Annotated in this window: 16 protein-coding genes; 9 read left to right on the top strand and 7 right to left on the bottom strand. The window is 63.2% G+C overall.

All coding sequences use genetic code 11. The features are described 5' to 3' along the window. Together QZ190_RS17205 and QZ190_RS17200 are read right to left on the bottom strand one after the other, a co-directional pair. A partial coding sequence (locus QZ190_RS17205) for a cryptochrome/photolyase family protein (protein ID WP_291918885.1) occupies nt 1-581 on the bottom strand: 581 nt, incomplete at its 3' end. Nucleotides 582-617: 36 nt separating this feature from the next. Then, nucleotides 618-788 carry a DUF2256 domain-containing protein gene (locus tag QZ190_RS17200; protein ID WP_291918883.1) on the bottom strand — a complete coding sequence of 57 codons (171 nt, stop codon included), beginning with the start codon at nt 786-788 and terminating at the stop codon, nt 618-620. A gap of 87 nt (nt 789-875) precedes the next feature. Here QZ190_RS17200 and QZ190_RS17195 point away from each other — a divergent pair, with 87 nt between their 5' ends. From QZ190_RS17195 to QZ190_RS17155, 9 genes are all read left to right on the top strand, one after another. After that, on the top strand, nt 876-1,481 hold the full coding sequence (locus QZ190_RS17195; protein ID WP_291918881.1) for a glutathione peroxidase: 606 nt from the start codon (nt 876-878) through the stop codon (nt 1,479-1,481). 20 nt (nt 1,482-1,501) lie between these two features. Then, a complete protein-coding gene (locus QZ190_RS17190) occupies nt 1,502-2,821 on the top strand; it encodes an FAD-dependent oxidoreductase (protein WP_291918892.1) in 1,320 nt (439 codons plus the stop codon). Then, nucleotides 2,818-3,594: a DUF1365 domain-containing protein gene (locus QZ190_RS17185; RefSeq protein WP_291918879.1), complete on the top strand. Its 777-nt coding sequence runs from the start codon at nt 2,818-2,820 to the stop codon at nt 3,592-3,594. The genes QZ190_RS17190 and QZ190_RS17185 overlap by 4 nt, the downstream gene beginning before the upstream one ends. Nucleotides 3,595-3,623: 29 nt before the next feature. Further along, complete coding sequence (locus QZ190_RS17180) at nt 3,624-4,871, top strand: cyclopropane-fatty-acyl-phospholipid synthase family protein (protein WP_291918878.1); 1,248 nt, start codon at nt 3,624-3,626, stop codon at nt 4,869-4,871. A 5-nt stretch (nt 4,872-4,876) separates the two neighbouring features. Next, a complete protein-coding gene (locus QZ190_RS17175) occupies nt 4,877-5,491 on the top strand; it encodes a chalcone isomerase family protein (RefSeq protein ID WP_291918876.1) in 615 nt (204 codons plus the stop codon). After that, complete coding sequence (locus QZ190_RS17170) at nt 5,488-6,843, top strand: MFS transporter (RefSeq protein ID WP_291918874.1); 1,356 nt, start codon at nt 5,488-5,490, stop codon at nt 6,841-6,843. The genes QZ190_RS17175 and QZ190_RS17170 overlap by 4 nt, the downstream gene beginning before the upstream one ends. 39 nt (nt 6,844-6,882) lie before the next feature. Then, nucleotides 6,883-7,476 (top strand): DUF3833 domain-containing protein, encoded by a 594-nt coding sequence (locus QZ190_RS17165; RefSeq protein WP_291918872.1) that lies wholly within the window; start codon nt 6,883-6,885, stop codon nt 7,474-7,476. A 122-nt stretch (nt 7,477-7,598) separates the two neighbouring features. Further along, the gene (locus tag QZ190_RS17160) at nt 7,599-8,369 is read left to right on the top strand and encodes an SDR family oxidoreductase (protein ID WP_291918889.1); all 771 of its coding nucleotides are present in this window, start codon (nt 7,599-7,601) and stop codon (nt 8,367-8,369) included. Between the two features lie 20 nt (nt 8,370-8,389). Next, the gene (locus QZ190_RS17155) at nt 8,390-8,824 is read left to right on the top strand and encodes a nuclear transport factor 2 family protein (protein ID WP_291918871.1); all 435 of its coding nucleotides are present in this window, start codon (nt 8,390-8,392) and stop codon (nt 8,822-8,824) included. A gap of 24 nt (nt 8,825-8,848) precedes the next feature. Here the strand turns inward: QZ190_RS17155 and QZ190_RS17150 are convergent, their stop codons facing one another. The 5 genes from QZ190_RS17150 to QZ190_RS17130 form a co-directional block, all read right to left on the bottom strand. Further along, a complete protein-coding gene (locus tag QZ190_RS17150; protein ID WP_291918869.1) occupies nt 8,849-9,538 on the bottom strand; it encodes a substrate-binding domain-containing protein in 690 nt (229 codons plus the stop codon). Between the two features lie 18 nt (nt 9,539-9,556). Then, nucleotides 9,557-11,746, bottom strand: a complete 2,190-nt coding sequence (locus QZ190_RS17145) for a molybdopterin cofactor-binding domain-containing protein (RefSeq protein WP_291918867.1) — start codon at nt 11,744-11,746, stop codon at nt 9,557-9,559. Further along, complete coding sequence (locus QZ190_RS17140) at nt 11,743-12,216, bottom strand: (2Fe-2S)-binding protein (protein WP_291918865.1); 474 nt, start codon at nt 12,214-12,216, stop codon at nt 11,743-11,745. Before QZ190_RS17140 ends, QZ190_RS17145 begins: the two co-directional genes overlap by 4 nt. Before the next feature lie 2 nt (nt 12,217-12,218). After that, nucleotides 12,219-13,187, bottom strand: coding sequence for a tripartite tricarboxylate transporter substrate binding protein (locus QZ190_RS17135; RefSeq protein WP_291918863.1), 969 nt, complete (start codon nt 13,185-13,187; stop codon nt 12,219-12,221). Between the two features lie 66 nt (nt 13,188-13,253). Then, nucleotides 13,254-14,228, bottom strand: coding sequence for a tripartite tricarboxylate transporter substrate binding protein (locus tag QZ190_RS17130; RefSeq protein WP_291918861.1), 975 nt, complete (start codon nt 14,226-14,228; stop codon nt 13,254-13,256). Between the last annotated feature and the right edge of the window lie 53 nt (nt 14,229-14,281).

Here is a 14,281-nt window from a genome sequence, read left to right as displayed (position 1 = left end):
GGGCCCGGGCCTTTGGCGCCAAAGCCTTTGCGGTTCTCGGCATCAAAATTCCATTGCCCGCCAATCGGCTCTTTGCCTTCCATCAGGATGCCGTGCCGTTTGCGCATCTCGCGGTAAAAGAACTCCATGCGCAGCTCTTTTTTGTCGCCTGCCCACTTGGCAAATTCGGCGCGGCTGCACAAGGAATGCGTGTCGCCCACCCAACGCAGCAGCACCTGGGCCTGCGCTGCGGCGTCTTCGATCAGCCGTTCCATGCGCCAGGCGCCGGCTTCCATGACCACCAGGGCTTGGGGTGGGTGGTTGTTCAGGGCCAGGGCCAAGCGGCTGGCAAAGTCCGGGGGCAGCTCGGTGTCTTCCACCTTCATATAAGTGCAGGGCCAGCGGCGGTGATGCGCTTCGTTGGCAAAATGCCGCATGCCCGACAAGAAAATCGCGATCCGGGCCTGGTGGTTCCAGACTTCTTCGGCTTCGCTGTCGGCTTCGATCATCAAGAGCCGGTCTTGGGCGGGGTCAAAGTCGGCCAAGGCCGGGTTGTCCCAGCCGAGCTGGTCGCCCAAAACCAATATCAGGTGACGTGTCATGCCTTGTCTTTCGTGTGGGCGTTCAGGTTGGGTGGGTCAGGGACGGGGGGTTTTGGCCTTGTCGGCCCGGCAGCGCTCGCTGCAGTACAACACGCTGTCCCAGTTTTTGGCCCAACTTTTGCGCCAGGTCATGGCCCGGCCACAGACGGCGCAAGGTTTTTGCGGCAAATCCTGTTTGTTCCCTTTAAAACCCGAGGGTTTGGGCATGTGCATCTCCGGTGAAAAGGGGCTGGCGTGACAATGTGGACAAACAAGTTTAAACTGATCAGTCACAAAATGAATTTTGAAGTGCAAATGAACCACTCATGGGTAAAACAATGGGGTCCCAGCCTGCTTCTGGCCTTGGTGGCTGCCGTGCTGGGCTTAGGGCTCGAAGCTGCGCAGGCCAGCCCGCAAAAGGGCGGCAATGCCGTGGCTTGCCCCGCCATCCTGAACCACACCGTTGAGCGTTTGCAGGACGAAAAGCCCCAATCGCTGTGCCAGTACGCGGGCAAAGTGGTGTTGGTGGTCAACACCGCCAGCTTTTGCGGTTTCACCTCCCAGTACAAAGGCTTGGAAGCCCTGAACACTCAGTACAAAGACCAGGGTTTGGTGGTGCTGGGCTTTCCCTCCAATGACTTTTCCCAGGAAAAAGGCAGCAACAAGGACATTGCCGCCTTTTGCGAAAGCACCTTTGGCGTGAAGTTTCCAATGTTCACCAAAACCCAGGTCACGGGCGAAGGCGCGGCCCCCTTGTTCAAACAACTCACCGCGCAAACCGGCCAGAAGCCTCGGTGGAACTTTCACAAATACCTGATTGGTCGCGACGGCAAGGTCATTGACCAGTTCAGCAGCATGACCGGACCCGAAAGCAAGACCCTGTTGTCGGCCATCGACAAAGCCCTGAAAGCCCAGCCATGAGCGTGACAAGCAAGCCGCGCATGAAACTGGCCATCGTGGGTTCGGGCATTTCCGGCCTGGCCGTGGCCCACACCCTGAAAGACCATGCCGACATCACCGTGTTCGAGGCGGGCGACTATTTCGGCGGTCACACCCACACGGTGGACGTGACGCTGCCCACGCCGCAAGGCCCGGTCACGCACGGCGTGGACACGGGTTTTTTGGTGTTCAACGAACGCACCTACCCCAACCTGATCAACCTGTTTGCCGAGCTGAAAGTCGAGACAGCGCCGTCCGACATGTCGTTTTCGGTCAAGGTGCCGGGCGCGCTCAATGGCAAAACACTGGAGTGGAGCGGCACCGACCTGAACAGCGTGTTCGCGCAGCGCGGCAACCTGGTCAACCCACGCTTTTGGCGCATGCTGGCCGACGTGATGCGCTTCAACGCCCTGTGCACCCGCATCGCCAAAGAGCAGCGCGAAAAAGAGCTGCAGCAGCCCTTGTCAGACTTTTTGCGCACCCACAAGTTCAGCGAGCCGTTTCGCGACTGGTACTTCTTGCCCATGCTGGGCTGCATCTGGAGTTGCCCAACCGACCAGATGCTGCAGTTCCCGGTGGCGACCATGATCCGTTTTTGCCACAACCATGGCTTGATCCAGGTGACCAACCGCCCGCAGTGGTTCAGCGTGGTGGGCGGTGCCCGAAACTACGTCGAGAAGATTTTGGCGGGTGTACCCGACAAACGCCTGAACACCCCCGTGCGCTTGATCGAGCGCGACGCGCAAGGCGTGCGCATCATCACCGACGGCCATGCCGAGCGCTTTGACCAAGTGGTCATCGCCACGCACACCGACCAGGCGCTGAGCATGCTGCGTGAGCCCAGCCAGTACGAGCGCAGCTTGCTCGGGGCCATCCGCTACCAGGACAACCGCGCCGTGCTGCACACCGACGCCAGCGTGCTGCCCGCCAACCCCAAAACCTGGGCCGCTTGGAATTACGAACGCGCCGCCAGCAGCGAACGCGAGTCCTCGCGGGTGTGCCTGCATTACCTGCTCAACCGCTTGCAACGCATCCCGTTTGCGCAGCCCGTGGTGGTCTCGCTCAACCCCTTGCACGACATTGATCCGGCCACCATCGTGGGCGAATACGACTACGCCCACCCGGTGTTTGACCTGGCTGCCATCGAGGCGCAAAAGCGCCTGCCCTTGTTGCAAGGCCAACAGCACACCTGGTATGCCGGGGCCTGGACGGGTTATGGCTTTCACGAAGACGGCCTGAAATCGGGTCTGCAAGTGGGCCGCGCCTTGCTCAAAATCATCCACGAACAGGCCCACCCTTTTCAGGACAGACTGGCCGCATGAAGCCTGCCACCGCGCTCATCGGTTGGGGCCAGGTGCGCCACACGCGCCACCGCCCGGCGCACCACGCCTTCGCCTACCCCACCGCGTTTTTGATGTTGCCCATGCGCAGCGTGCAAACAGGGGTGTGCCGCACCGATCTGGCCATCAACCGCAGCGCCTGGTTTGCCTTCCATGACGCCGACCACGGCGATGGCCGCCCGGCCGAAACGGGTGGTGCCCTGGCCTGGCTCGATGCATTGCTGCAGCGCGAAGGCATCCAGGACGCCACGGGCGAGGTCTGGCTGCAAGCTTTCCCCCGTGTGCTGGGCCATGCCTTCAAGCCCGTGAGCTTTTGGTACGCGCACCGCGCCGATGGCAGCTTGGCCGCCATCGTGGCCGAGGTCAACAACACCTTTGGCGAGCGCCACTGCTACCTGCTGCCCGAGCCGCAATACGGCCAAACCATGCTGGCCCACAAGGTGTTCCATGTCTCGCCCTTTTGCGATGTGCAAGGCGAGTACCGTTTCCGTTTCATGCGCACCCAGCACAAGGGCCAAGACCGCATCGTCGCGCGTGTGGACCACGGCGACGCCGACGGCCCCTTGATCGACACCAGCTGGAGCGGCGTGCTGGAACCTGCAACGGCAGCCGCGCTGCGCCGCGTGATGTGGCGCTTTCCGCTGCTGACCTTTGGCGTGGTGGCCCGCATCCACTGGCACGCGCTCTTGCTGTGGCTGAAAAAAGTACCGTTTTGGCGCAAGCCCGAGCCGCCCCGCGATTTTGTGACCCGATGAACACTGGACCCCACCGGATGCCCCCCACGATGAAGACCGCCAACCCTGCCACTGCCCTGGGTGATTCCAGCGCCGCCACGCAGATCCCGCACGCCAGCTTGCCCAAGGCCGCCACACGTTTGCTGGGCCTGCTCGCCCGCCTGAAAATCGGCACGCTCACCCTGCACGCGCCCGATGGCAACTGCCAGGTGTTTGGCACGCACGAAGTCCCATTCGCGGCACTGCACATCCACCGCTGGTCGGTCTGCGCCGAGGTGCTCAAGTCGGGCGACATCGGCTTTGCCGAGGGTTACATGGCGGGTGACTGGGACACGCCCGATTTGGCGGGTTTGCTGCGTCTCTTGATCGCCAACCGCACGCAGATCGAGGGCGCTATTTACGGCCATTGGCTGGGACGACTGCTGTACCGCGTCAAGCACCTGCTCAACCGCAACAACCGCAGCAACAGCCGCAAAAACATCCACGCCCATTACGACTTGGGCAATGCGTTTTACGAGCTGTGGCTGGACGGCACGATGAATTACTCGTCGGCCTGGTTCGAAGGCGACCACACGAAAGACATGGCCGAAGCCCAAAAGGCCAAGGTGCGCCGCGCCTTGCGCATGGTGAATGCCCAGTCGGGCGACCGCGTGCTGGAGATCGGCTGCGGCTGGGGCGCATTGGCCGAGGCCGCCACCACCGAGTTTGGTGCGCACATCACGGGCGTGACCTTGTCCACCGAGCAGCTGGCCTTTGCCAATGCCCGCATGCAATCGCACGGCGTGCAGCAGCGTGCGGATTTGCGCTTGCAGGACTACCGCGACATCCACGACGGCCCTTACGACGCGGTGTGCTCGATCGAGATGATCGAGGCGGTGGGACAAGAATACTGGCCGACCTATTTCCAGACCGTGAGCCGCATGCTCAAGCCCGGCGGCCGCGCCTGCATCCAGAGCATCACCATCGACGACACGCTGTTTGAGCGCTACCTGCACTCCACCGATTTCATCCAGCAGTACATTTTTCCGGGCGGCTGTTTGCCCAGCCCGAGCGAGTTCCGCAAACAAGCGCAAGCGGCCGGACTGCAGGTGGTGGACGAGCTGAACTTCGGCCCCGACTACGCCGAGACGCTGCGCCGTTGGCGCGAAAGCTTCATGGCGCAACTCCATACTGTGCGGACCCTGAAGTTTGACGACCGCTTCATCCGCTTGTGGGAGTTCTATCTGGCCTATTGCGAAGCGGCTTTTGACGAGGCCAACATCGACGTGATCCAGTTCACCTTGGCCAAACCGGCTTGATGCGCATGAAACGCACGCACACACCGACCTGCGCACACCGCCTGCACCCATGGGGCCTGCAGGTGCTGGGCTGTGCGCTGTTGTGGGGTGCGCTTGCGGGTGAGGTGCGGGCGCAAAGCACCACGGTGACCAGCCCAAATGCGGCTTTTTCACGGCCCGAGGTGACCGGCTTGGGCGGCGTGGTGCCCACTGCGCCTGTGCGTTTGCGGGTCTGGGGTTTTGAGGTGTACGACGCCCGTTTGTGGACCCCAGTGGGTTTTCGGCACGGTTCTTACACGCAGTTTCCGTTTGCGCTGGAGTTGCAGTATTTGCGCAAACTCGAAGGCGCGGCCATTGCCAGCCGCTCGATCGACGAGATGCGGCGCGTGGGCGCGTTCAGCGATGCGCAGGCGCAAAGCTGGCTGGCCGCCATGCGCGAGCTGTTTCCCGATGTGCGCCAAGGCGAGCGCATCACGGGCATCAACCTGCCGGGCGTGGGGGCCGAATTCTGGGTCAACGGCCAACGTGTGGGTGTGGTGAAGGACCCGGCTTTTGCGCGCTTGTTTTTTGGCATCTGGCTTGACGAGCGCACGTCCGAGCCCAAAATGCGCGCCCAGCTGCTGCAAGGCTTGCAGCCATGAGCGGCGCAGCTCTGTCAGCCCCGGCGACCTCGCCTGTCACACCTCGCCAGGCCTCGGCCGCTTCATCGGCTGCTTATGGTTTGTTGGGCTTGCCATTGGCCTTTGTGGCCTTGCCGGTCTATGTGCATTTGCCCAATTTGTACGCCCAGCAATACGGCGTGACGTTGGCCGCTTTGGGCGCGGTGCTCTTGCTCAGCCGCAGCGTGGATGCGGTGGTGGACCCATGGCTCGGCCGTTGGGGCGACAAGCTGTACCGCCACTCGTGGCAGGCCGTGTGGTTGGCGGCGGTGTTGTTGGCGCTGGCCGTGGCGCTGGGTTTTGCGGCTTTGTTTTTTCCACCCGCAACAGCTTTGTCGCCCTCGGGTTTGCTGCTGTGGGTGGGTGCTGCACTCACGCTCAGCCACCTGGCCTACAGCGGGCTGGGCATCTTGCACCAGGCCTGGGCGGCGCGCCAAGGCGGCGGCGGCATCGCGCAAAGCCGCTGGGTCGCCTGGCGTGAGGGCTTTGCCTTGGTGGGGGTGTTGCTGGCGTCTGCCTTGCCTGCGCTGTGGGGCTGGGGGCCGACCACGGCCTTGCTGGTGATCATGCTGGGGCTGGGCTTGTTCTTTTGGCAGCGGGTGGCGCGCAGCGCTTTGGCATCGACCGTCCCGGTCGACTCCGGTCATGCGGTGGGCAGCCTTTGGCAGCCGTGGCAGCACGCGGGCTTTCGCCGCTTGTTGATGGTCTTCATGCTCAACGGCCTGGCCAGCGCCGTGCCCGCCACGCTGGTGCTGTTTTTTGTGCAAGACCTGCTCCAAGCGCCCAAGGCCATGGAGCCCTTGTTTCTGGGTTTGTATTTCGCCGCCGGGGCGCTGTCGTTTCCGCTGTGGCTCCAGGTGATCGACCGCATCGGCTTGCTGCGCACCTGGGCCACCGGCATGGCCTTGTCGGTGCTGGCTTTTGTCAGCGTGGTCACGCTGGGCGCGGGCGATACAACGGGCTTTTTGGTCGTGTGCGCCTTGTCGGGCATGGCGCTGGGCGCAGACCTTACCGTGCCTGGTGCCCTGCTCAACCAGCTGATTGACCGCTGCGGCGAGCGGGGCCGCACAGACGGCGCGTTCATGGGCTGGTGGAATCTGGCCACCAAACTCAATCTGGCTTTGGCCGCTGGGCTGTCGCTGCCGCTGCTGGGTCTGTGGGGTTATGCCCCTGGCCAGCAGGGCGCCGATGCCGTGCTGGCGTTGGGCCTGGCTTATGGCCTGTTGCCTTGCGTCCTCAAGCTTTTGGCCGGACTGGCTTTGTATGCGGGTCTGATGCGTCGGCCCGATTTGATCTCGGGGCCCGATACAGCCCATCCTTCGGCTCACCCTTAGGCGTGATGCCGCCTTGACACCCGACAACTGGAGCCCACCATGCGCCCAAACGACGCCTCGATCCACCGCCGCACCGCCCTGACCCGCTTGGGCGCTTTGTCCATGGTCGCTGCCACGCCCTTTGTGGCCAGCTGCGCCGGGCCGCAGGTGCAACAGTACGCACAAGAAAAACCGCTGCTGGATTTGCGCACTTACTTCACCGGCACCATCGACGCTTGGGGCGTATTTACCGACCGCAGTGGCCAGGTGGTCAAACGTTTCACCGTGGTCATGGACTGCAGCTGGAACGGGGACGAAGGCGTGCTGGACGAGGCCTTTGTGTACTCGGACGGCACAAAGCAGCGCCGCATCTGGAAGCTCAAGGCCGGGCCGAACGGCAGCTACACCGGCCGCGCCGACGACGTGGTGGGCGAGGCCACGGGCCAGGTCAGTGGCAACGCATTCCGCTGGGGCTACACCATGGCTTTGCCGGTCGATGGCCGGGTTTGGAACGTCGATTTTGACGACTGGATGTACCTGATGGACGACCGCGTCATGCTCAACAAAGCCACCATGAGCAAATGGGGTGTGAAGCTGGGCGAAGTCACTTTGTCGTTCACACGCCGCACGCCTTTGGCGGCCAAGCCGGGTTGATGCGCATGAACCCCCATTCCTCTGGCGCGGCTGCACTGGCCACTGAAACGGCCGACATGGCCATGCCCAAAGTGGGCCCACAAACTGCGACACCCGCCCCGCAGACGCTCGCCCGCAGCTGGCTGCAGCTGAACACCCCCATCACCGATTGGCAGGGCCGCCGGGTCTGGCTGGTCGGTGCCTCCACCGGCATTGGCCTGGCTTGCGCGCAAGCGCTTCGCGCGGCTGGCGCACAGGTGGTGGTCTCGGCCCGCAACCCTCAAGGCGTGTTGGACTGGGCCGCGAAAGACGTGGGCGTGAAGTGGCGCGCGCTCGACGTGAGCGATGGGGCCCAGGTGCAGGCCACGACCCGTGCCCTGCTGGCCGAAGGCCCGCTCGACATGGTGGTTTATGCGGCGGGTTACTACCGCGCCCAACGCGCCACGGCCATGGACATCGACGATTTGCTGCAGCACGACAAGGTCAACTACCAGGGCGCTTTGCAGGTCATCAACGCGGTGCTGCCGGGCATGCTCGCTCAGCGCAGCGGGCACATCAGCCTGCTCAGCAGCGTGGCCGGTTGGCGCGGCCTGCCCAATGGCCTGGCCTATGGCCCGACCAAGGCGGCGCTTACCCACTTGGCCGAGACCCTGTACATGGACTTGCAGGATCAGGGCATTGGCGTGAGCGTGGTCAACCCCGGTTTTGTGGCCACGCCGCTCACGGCGCAAAACCAGTTCACCATGCCCGCCCTGATCAGCCCCGAAGAAGCCGCCCGCGAGATGCTCAAGGGCTGGGCCAATGGCCAGTTCGACATCCATTTCCCCAAGCGCTTCACGCTGTGGCTGAAACTGCTGCGCTTGCTGCCCTACCGCCTGTACTTCCCGCTGGTGCGCAAGTTCACGGGGCTTTGAGCCTGAATGGAAAGCGACACATGAACACCCGACAAGCCACCGACAACCTGGCCACGTTTTTTGAAACCCTGTCGCCGCAAAGCGTGGCGCAGCTGCACACGATTTATGACGCGCAAGCCCGTTTCAAGGACCCTTTCAACGAGGTGCAGGGCCTGCCCGAAATCGAAAAGATTTTCCGCCACATGTACGTGGCGCTGGAGCAGCCGCACTTTGTCGTGACCGGCCAGTTGGTGGACGGCACCCAGGCCTTCCTGACCTGGGAATTCCGCTTTCGCTTCAAGCGCTTTGACACCACCACACTGCAAGCCGTGCGCGGTGCCAGCCATGTGGTGTTCAACGAGCAGGGCCTGGTGACGGTGCACCGCGATTACTGGGACGCGGCTGAAGAGTTGTACGAAAAACTGCCGGTGCTGGGCGGGCTGATGCGCTGGCTCAAAAAACGCGCCAACACCTGAAGCCCTGCCAAAACCCGGGTGGCCTCAGAACTCAAAGCCGCCTTGTCTGCGCACCGCTTCGGATGCGGAACCACTGAGCAGGTCGGCCAAGAGCTGAGCATGTTGCGGGTTTTGGGCCCGGGTGCAAATGCCCAGCGTGTAGTCGGTGCTCAGCTCGAATTCGGTGGGCAATGCGGCGACCAGATCCACCCCTTCGGTGTAGTTGATTTCGGTGACTTGCGTGCAGCCGATCAAGCCGCTTTCCGTGCTTTTGGCCATTTCGCCCATGGCTGTGGCACCGTTCGGGAAGACGCGAAATTGGCTGCGCAGGCTTTCATCCAGCCCCAAGGCCTTGAGCACGCTCATGAAATGGATACCGGCTGTGGCTTTGTCCGGGTCCGGAAAGTAAATGCCCTTGGCAGCGCTCATGGCCGCGTGCAATTCAGCGCGGGTGCGCACGGGCGGGTGCGGTGTGCCGCTGCGCACGGCCACGCCCGTTTTGACCAGGCCCAGCGACCGTGCACTGCCGGGCACCACATGCCCAGAAGCGATCAGTTGTTCGATCAGGGGCTTCGTCAAGATGACCACATCGCAGGGGGCACCCCCCACCAGTTTGTCGCGCATCATGCCCACCGCGCTGAAGGTGCCCTCGATGCGGCTGCCGGTAGATTGTTCGAATTGGGCCTGAACGCCTTGGACCACGGCTGCGGCTGCGCCGCCACTCAATACATGCATGTTGTGCTTTCGGGTTGCTTAAAAAATGGAAGGGGTGAGCGCTTCATTGTGGTCAATGGCACGCATCAGGTTGTCGGGGGTGAGGGGCATGCTGCGCACCCGCACGCCGATGGCATCAAAGATGGCGTTGGCCAGGGCTGCGCAGGTCGGGCCTGAGCTGCACTCCCCTGCCCCCAGCGAGGGCTGGTCGGGTGTGTGCATCAGGTGCACCCGCACATCGGGCATGTCGCTGAATTTCAAAATCGGGTAGCGGCTCCAGTCGTCGGAGGTGACGCCCTGCGGGCTCAGTTCGGCCGCTTCGCACAGCGCCCAACTGGCCGCTTGCAAGGCCCCGCCTTCGAGCTGATTGGCGGCGCCCTCGGCATCCACCACATGCCCCAAGTCAGCGGCGATCCAGAGTTTGTGCAGCCGCACTTTTTCGGCAACCACCAGCTCGACCACCACCGCGCAGAACGCCCCCGTGTTTTTATAACGCGCATAGGCCAATCCCCGCCCCCAGCCTTCAGGCTGGTCTGTGGGGCGAGGGGCTGACCAGGCCGCCATGTCCGCGACTTTTTGCAGCACCGCCACGGCGCGCGCGTGGGCCGGACCGCGCAGGTGTGCCAGCCGAAATGCCAGGGGGTCTTGCGACAGCCGATGTGCCCATTCGTCCATGACCGATTCGGCCGCCAGCACGTTCACAGGGGCACCCAAAGCCCGCATGGCCGAGACGCGAAAGGGCATGTTCAGCACGCGGTGGTTGAGCACTTGGACCGATGCGATGTCGTAAGGCGGTTGCGCGTTGCGCTCAGACCCGCCACCGACCGCCATCGCGGCATTGACGGCCAGGGTCACGGGTGAGGGGTCTGCGGTTTGCCAGGCCCCCAACAGCGCGGGTGTTGTGCCCCGGCCAGGTCGTGTGCCGTGGCCCTGGCCCCAAACGGTTTGGGTCCATTCGACCAATTGCCCGTTGGCGCCCAAAGCTGCTTGAACGCGCACCGCCATGGCGGGAGCCAAAGGCGCGTGGCCCAGCTCGGCCTGGCGTGTCCACTGCACCCGCACGGGTCTGCCGGGCACTTGTTGTGCCAGCCAGGCGGCATCCCAAGCCACATCGTCGGCACCGTTGTGGCCGTAGCAGCCTGCGCCCTCCACATGCGAGACCTGCACGTGTTCGGCAGGCCTCCCAAAAGCCAGCGCCAGGTCCCGTCGCAGGTTGTAAATGCCTTGGCTGTGGCTCCAGACTTCGAGCCGCTCGCCTGGCGACCACTGTGCCAGTGCGCAGCACAGGCCTATCGAGGCGTGTTGTAAAAAGGGTCGGTGGAATTCGGCGCTCAGGTGTTGCAAGTCGCTCGACCCCATGGGTTCTGAAGCGGTGTCAACGATGACGGTGGTGTCCAGCGGCTGCGCTTTCAGCCAGTTTGGCAAGTCCTGCAGATCAGGCACCTCGGCCTGGCAGCGCCAGAGTCGGCCTTGCGCGACCTCGTCTTCGATCTTCTGGGCGATCTGGCCCAACACATGTTCGCTCTCGGTCAGCACGCCCAGCAACAGGCCGTTGCGCACGACTTGAATGACCCCGGTGGTGGAGTGCAGTGTGCTTTGCAAGGCGAGCATGTCGCTGTCGATCACCTCTGCCGTCAAGGTGCCTGGGCGGAACACCAGGCCGTGGCACATGCCGGGCAGGACGCGGTCTTGGATGAACTCGAACTCGCCAAACACCTTGGCGGCGACATCGGGCCGCACCGGGGTGGCGGCAGTTGGGGGGCCAACCAGGTCTTGCCGCGCATGGGCTGACTGCACCTGTGCCGTATCAATGGGCTGGTCCCACCCGTCAGCGGGGGCCAGTTCCAGGTAGCTGGCGCTGCGCCCAGCGGCCATGAACAGACCGTTTGCACAACGCACGTCTTGCAGCGCGACACCTGCGCGCCGGGCCATGCCGAGTCGGCAGCTTTCGCGCAGATGGGCGGCGGCGCAGCGCAAGGCCGCGCCCGAGTGCTGCACCGACAAACTGCCCGAGGTCACGGCTTCGTCAGGGCTCAAGTGCGTGCTGGCGGGCACCATGTGAACCAGCGCTGCCGACAGACGCAATTCTTCGGCCACGATCAGGCGCAGCGCATGCGAAATGCCTTGGCCCAAATCGACCTTGCCCGTGAAGGCTTGCACCTGCCCGTCTGTCAACACGGCCAGCCATTGGCGCAGCAGCGGGTGGGACTTGAGCGGTTCCGGCGTCATGGTCCGGCCAGCCGGGCTGCGGCTTTTTCAATCGCCCGCACCACCCGATTGTGCGCACCGCAGCGGCACAAATGACCGTCGATGGCTTGCACAATGTCCTGGCGGGTTGGGTGAGGTTGGCGCTGCAACAGGGCAGCGGCAGACATCAAAATGCCGCTGGTGCAAAAGCCGCACTGCATGGCTTGTTCTTCGATGAAGGCCGTTTGCAAGGCGTGTGGCGCAGCGCGACTGCCCAGACCTTCCACGGTGGTCACGGTTTTGCCTTCGATGGCCCACAGGGGTGTTTCGCATGCGGCCACCGCGTGCCCGTCCAGCATGACGCGGCACGCGCCGCACTGGCCTTGTCCGCAGCCCATGCGCGTGGCTTTGAGCTGCAGGGTGTTGCGCAAGAGGTCGAGCAGGCTTTGCCCGCCCGCACTGGGCACGCTCACACTTTGCCCGTTCAGGCGAAAGGCCACCCTCTCGTTCATGCTCAATCGGGCTTGGCGCCCGAGACCTTGACGATGTTGGCCCACTTGGCGATGTCGGCGTTCAGGTACTGGTCAAACTCGGGCACGGTCATCGACATGGACACGGCACCTTGCTTGGCCCAGGCGGCTTTCACCTCGGGGTTGTTCACGATCTTGCGCACTTCGGCGTTGAGCTTGTTCACCACGTCGGCGGGGGTGCCCTTGGGCGCCATCAGGCCCAGCCAAATGGTGGCTTCGAACTTGGGCACGGTCTCGGCCACGTTGGGCAGATCCTGCAGGTTGGCCGAGCGGGCCAGGCCCGTGCCCGCCAAGGCGCGCACCTTGTTGTCACGCGACATCGCGGCCATGGTGGTTTCCGCATCGAACATCACATCGACTTGGCCACCCACGATGTCGGTCCGTGCGCCCGAGCTGCCTTTGTAGGGCACATGGGTCATGTCGATGCCCGCCATGAACTTGAACAGCTCACCGGCCATGTGGTAAGGCGTGCCATTGCCCGATGAGGCGTAGTTCAGCTTGCCGGGTTTGGACTTGGCCAGCGCCACCAGCTCACCCACCGTCTTCACAGGCACGGAGGGGTGCACCACCAAGAGCAAGTTGGAGTAATTGACCGGCGCGATGCCGACGAAGTCCTTCATCAAGCCAAAGGGTTTGGTAGGGATCAAGGATTCGTTCACGGTGTGCGTGTTCGACATCATGAGCAAGGTGTAGCCATCGGCGGGTGATTTGGCCACCAGATCGGTGCCGATGATGGAGCCAGCGCCCGGCTTGTTGTCGATCGCAAAGGTCTGCTTGAGCTCTTCGCCCAAGCGCTGCGCCATGAAGCGGGCGTAGTTGTCGGCGGGGCCGCCTGCGGCAAAGGGCACCACGATTTTCACGGGACGGTTGGGGTAGCTTTGGGCGTGGGCCAAGCCAGAAGCCAGTGCCAAAGTCAAAGCGGTGAATTTCAGGGTCTTGCTCAAGTGGTTCATGTCGTGTCTCCAGGGGGTTGAAATGGGGCGCGCTGGGGTGAGGCTCAGGCCGTGGACTTTTGCGGTTCAATCGACCTTGCCGATGCGGGTGACCAAGGCGCTCATTTCCTTGGCATCGGCCTGCACAAAGCGCTCGAACTCGGGCGCATCCTGGTACATGAACGATGTGCCCGCGGCCGTTAAAGCCGCAACAGCACGGGGGTCCTGTGCCGCAAACTTGGCGGCTTGGCGCAAGCTGTCGACCACGGCGGGTGGCGTGTCGGCGGGCACAAACATGCCCGACCACTGCGAGTACTGGATAGGCACCCCCAATTCCTTGAAGCTGGGCACAGTGGGCATGCTGGCCAGGCGTGCATCACCCCAGTGCGCCAGGGCGCGCAAGCGGCCCGATGCGATGTGTTGCTTCACGCTGGCAGGGCCAGTGGACAAGGCTTCGATTTGACCGCCGAGCAAAGACAACACGGCTGGACCAGCACCTGTGTAGGGCACATGCAGCATGAAGGTCGAGGTAGCGGCCTTGAGCTGCTCCATGGGCACATGCATGGTGCCGTAGTTGCCCGATGATCCAAATGAAATTTTCCCGGGGTTTGACTTCACATAGGCCATGAACTCGGCGTAGGTCTTCCATGGGCTGTCGGAGCGCACCACCAAGACGGTGGGGTCTGCCGTGAAGCGGGCAATCGGCTTGAGCTGGTTGACCTGAAACATGGGGGGGCGTTGCAAAATCTTGTCGGCTTCGGGCAAGACCACCAACGAGGACAAGGACATCAGCACCGTGTAGCCATCGCCCTTGGATTTGGCCACTTGTGCCATGCCGATGCCGCCCCCTGCGCCGCCCTTGTTTTCCACCACGATGCTTTGTTTAAGGTGACGTGACATGGCTTCGGCCACAGGACGCCCGACCGTGTCGGCCACGCCACCGGGTGGAAAAGGCACCACCATGGTGATGGGTTTGGTGGGGTAGTTTTGCGCCAAAGCGCTCAGGCCAGTGCATGCCAAAGCGGCGCACAAGGTGATGTGTATCCACGAACGATGGGTCATGACTTGTTTCCTTTTGTGGGGCAGCTCAGGGCCAAGCCCTGCCTGCCGGGGGC

This window comes from Limnohabitans sp. (assembly GCF_017848645.1).
GTDB lineage: Bacteria > Pseudomonadota > Gammaproteobacteria > Burkholderiales > Burkholderiaceae_C > Limnohabitans_A.
This window is presented reverse-complemented; position numbering and strand designations above follow the sequence as displayed.

Excerpts from the sequence above, each read along its gene's own strand:
- QZ190_RS17200 (WP_291918883.1), bottom strand. The coding sequence starts at position 788 with ATGCCCAAACCCTCGGGTTTTAAAGGGAACAAACAGGATTTGCCGCAA.
- QZ190_RS17195 (WP_291918881.1), top strand. The coding sequence starts at position 876 with ATGAACCACTCATGGGTAAAACAATGGGGTCCCAGCCTGCTTCTGGCC.
- QZ190_RS17190 (WP_291918892.1), top strand. The coding sequence starts at position 1,502 with ATGAAACTGGCCATCGTGGGTTCGGGCATTTCCGGCCTGGCCGTGGCC.
- QZ190_RS17185 (WP_291918879.1), top strand. The coding sequence starts at position 2,818 with ATGAAGCCTGCCACCGCGCTCATCGGTTGGGGCCAGGTGCGCCACACG.
- QZ190_RS17180 (WP_291918878.1), top strand. The coding sequence starts at position 3,624 with ATGAAGACCGCCAACCCTGCCACTGCCCTGGGTGATTCCAGCGCCGCC.
- QZ190_RS17175 (WP_291918876.1), top strand. The coding sequence starts at position 4,877 with ATGAAACGCACGCACACACCGACCTGCGCACACCGCCTGCACCCATGG.
- QZ190_RS17170 (WP_291918874.1), top strand. The coding sequence starts at position 5,488 with ATGAGCGGCGCAGCTCTGTCAGCCCCGGCGACCTCGCCTGTCACACCT.
- QZ190_RS17165 (WP_291918872.1), top strand. The coding sequence starts at position 6,883 with ATGCGCCCAAACGACGCCTCGATCCACCGCCGCACCGCCCTGACCCGC.
- QZ190_RS17155 (WP_291918871.1), top strand. The coding sequence starts at position 8,390 with ATGAACACCCGACAAGCCACCGACAACCTGGCCACGTTTTTTGAAACC.
- QZ190_RS17150 (WP_291918869.1), bottom strand. The coding sequence starts at position 9,538 with ATGCATGTATTGAGTGGCGGCGCAGCCGCAGCCGTGGTCCAAGGCGTT.
- QZ190_RS17145 (WP_291918867.1), bottom strand. The coding sequence starts at position 11,746 with ATGACGCCGGAACCGCTCAAGTCCCACCCGCTGCTGCGCCAATGGCTG.
- QZ190_RS17140 (WP_291918865.1), bottom strand. The coding sequence starts at position 12,216 with ATGAACGAGAGGGTGGCCTTTCGCCTGAACGGGCAAAGTGTGAGCGTG.
- QZ190_RS17135 (WP_291918863.1), bottom strand. The coding sequence starts at position 13,187 with ATGAACCACTTGAGCAAGACCCTGAAATTCACCGCTTTGACTTTGGCA.
- QZ190_RS17130 (WP_291918861.1), bottom strand. The coding sequence starts at position 14,228 with ATGACCCATCGTTCGTGGATACACATCACCTTGTGCGCCGCTTTGGCA.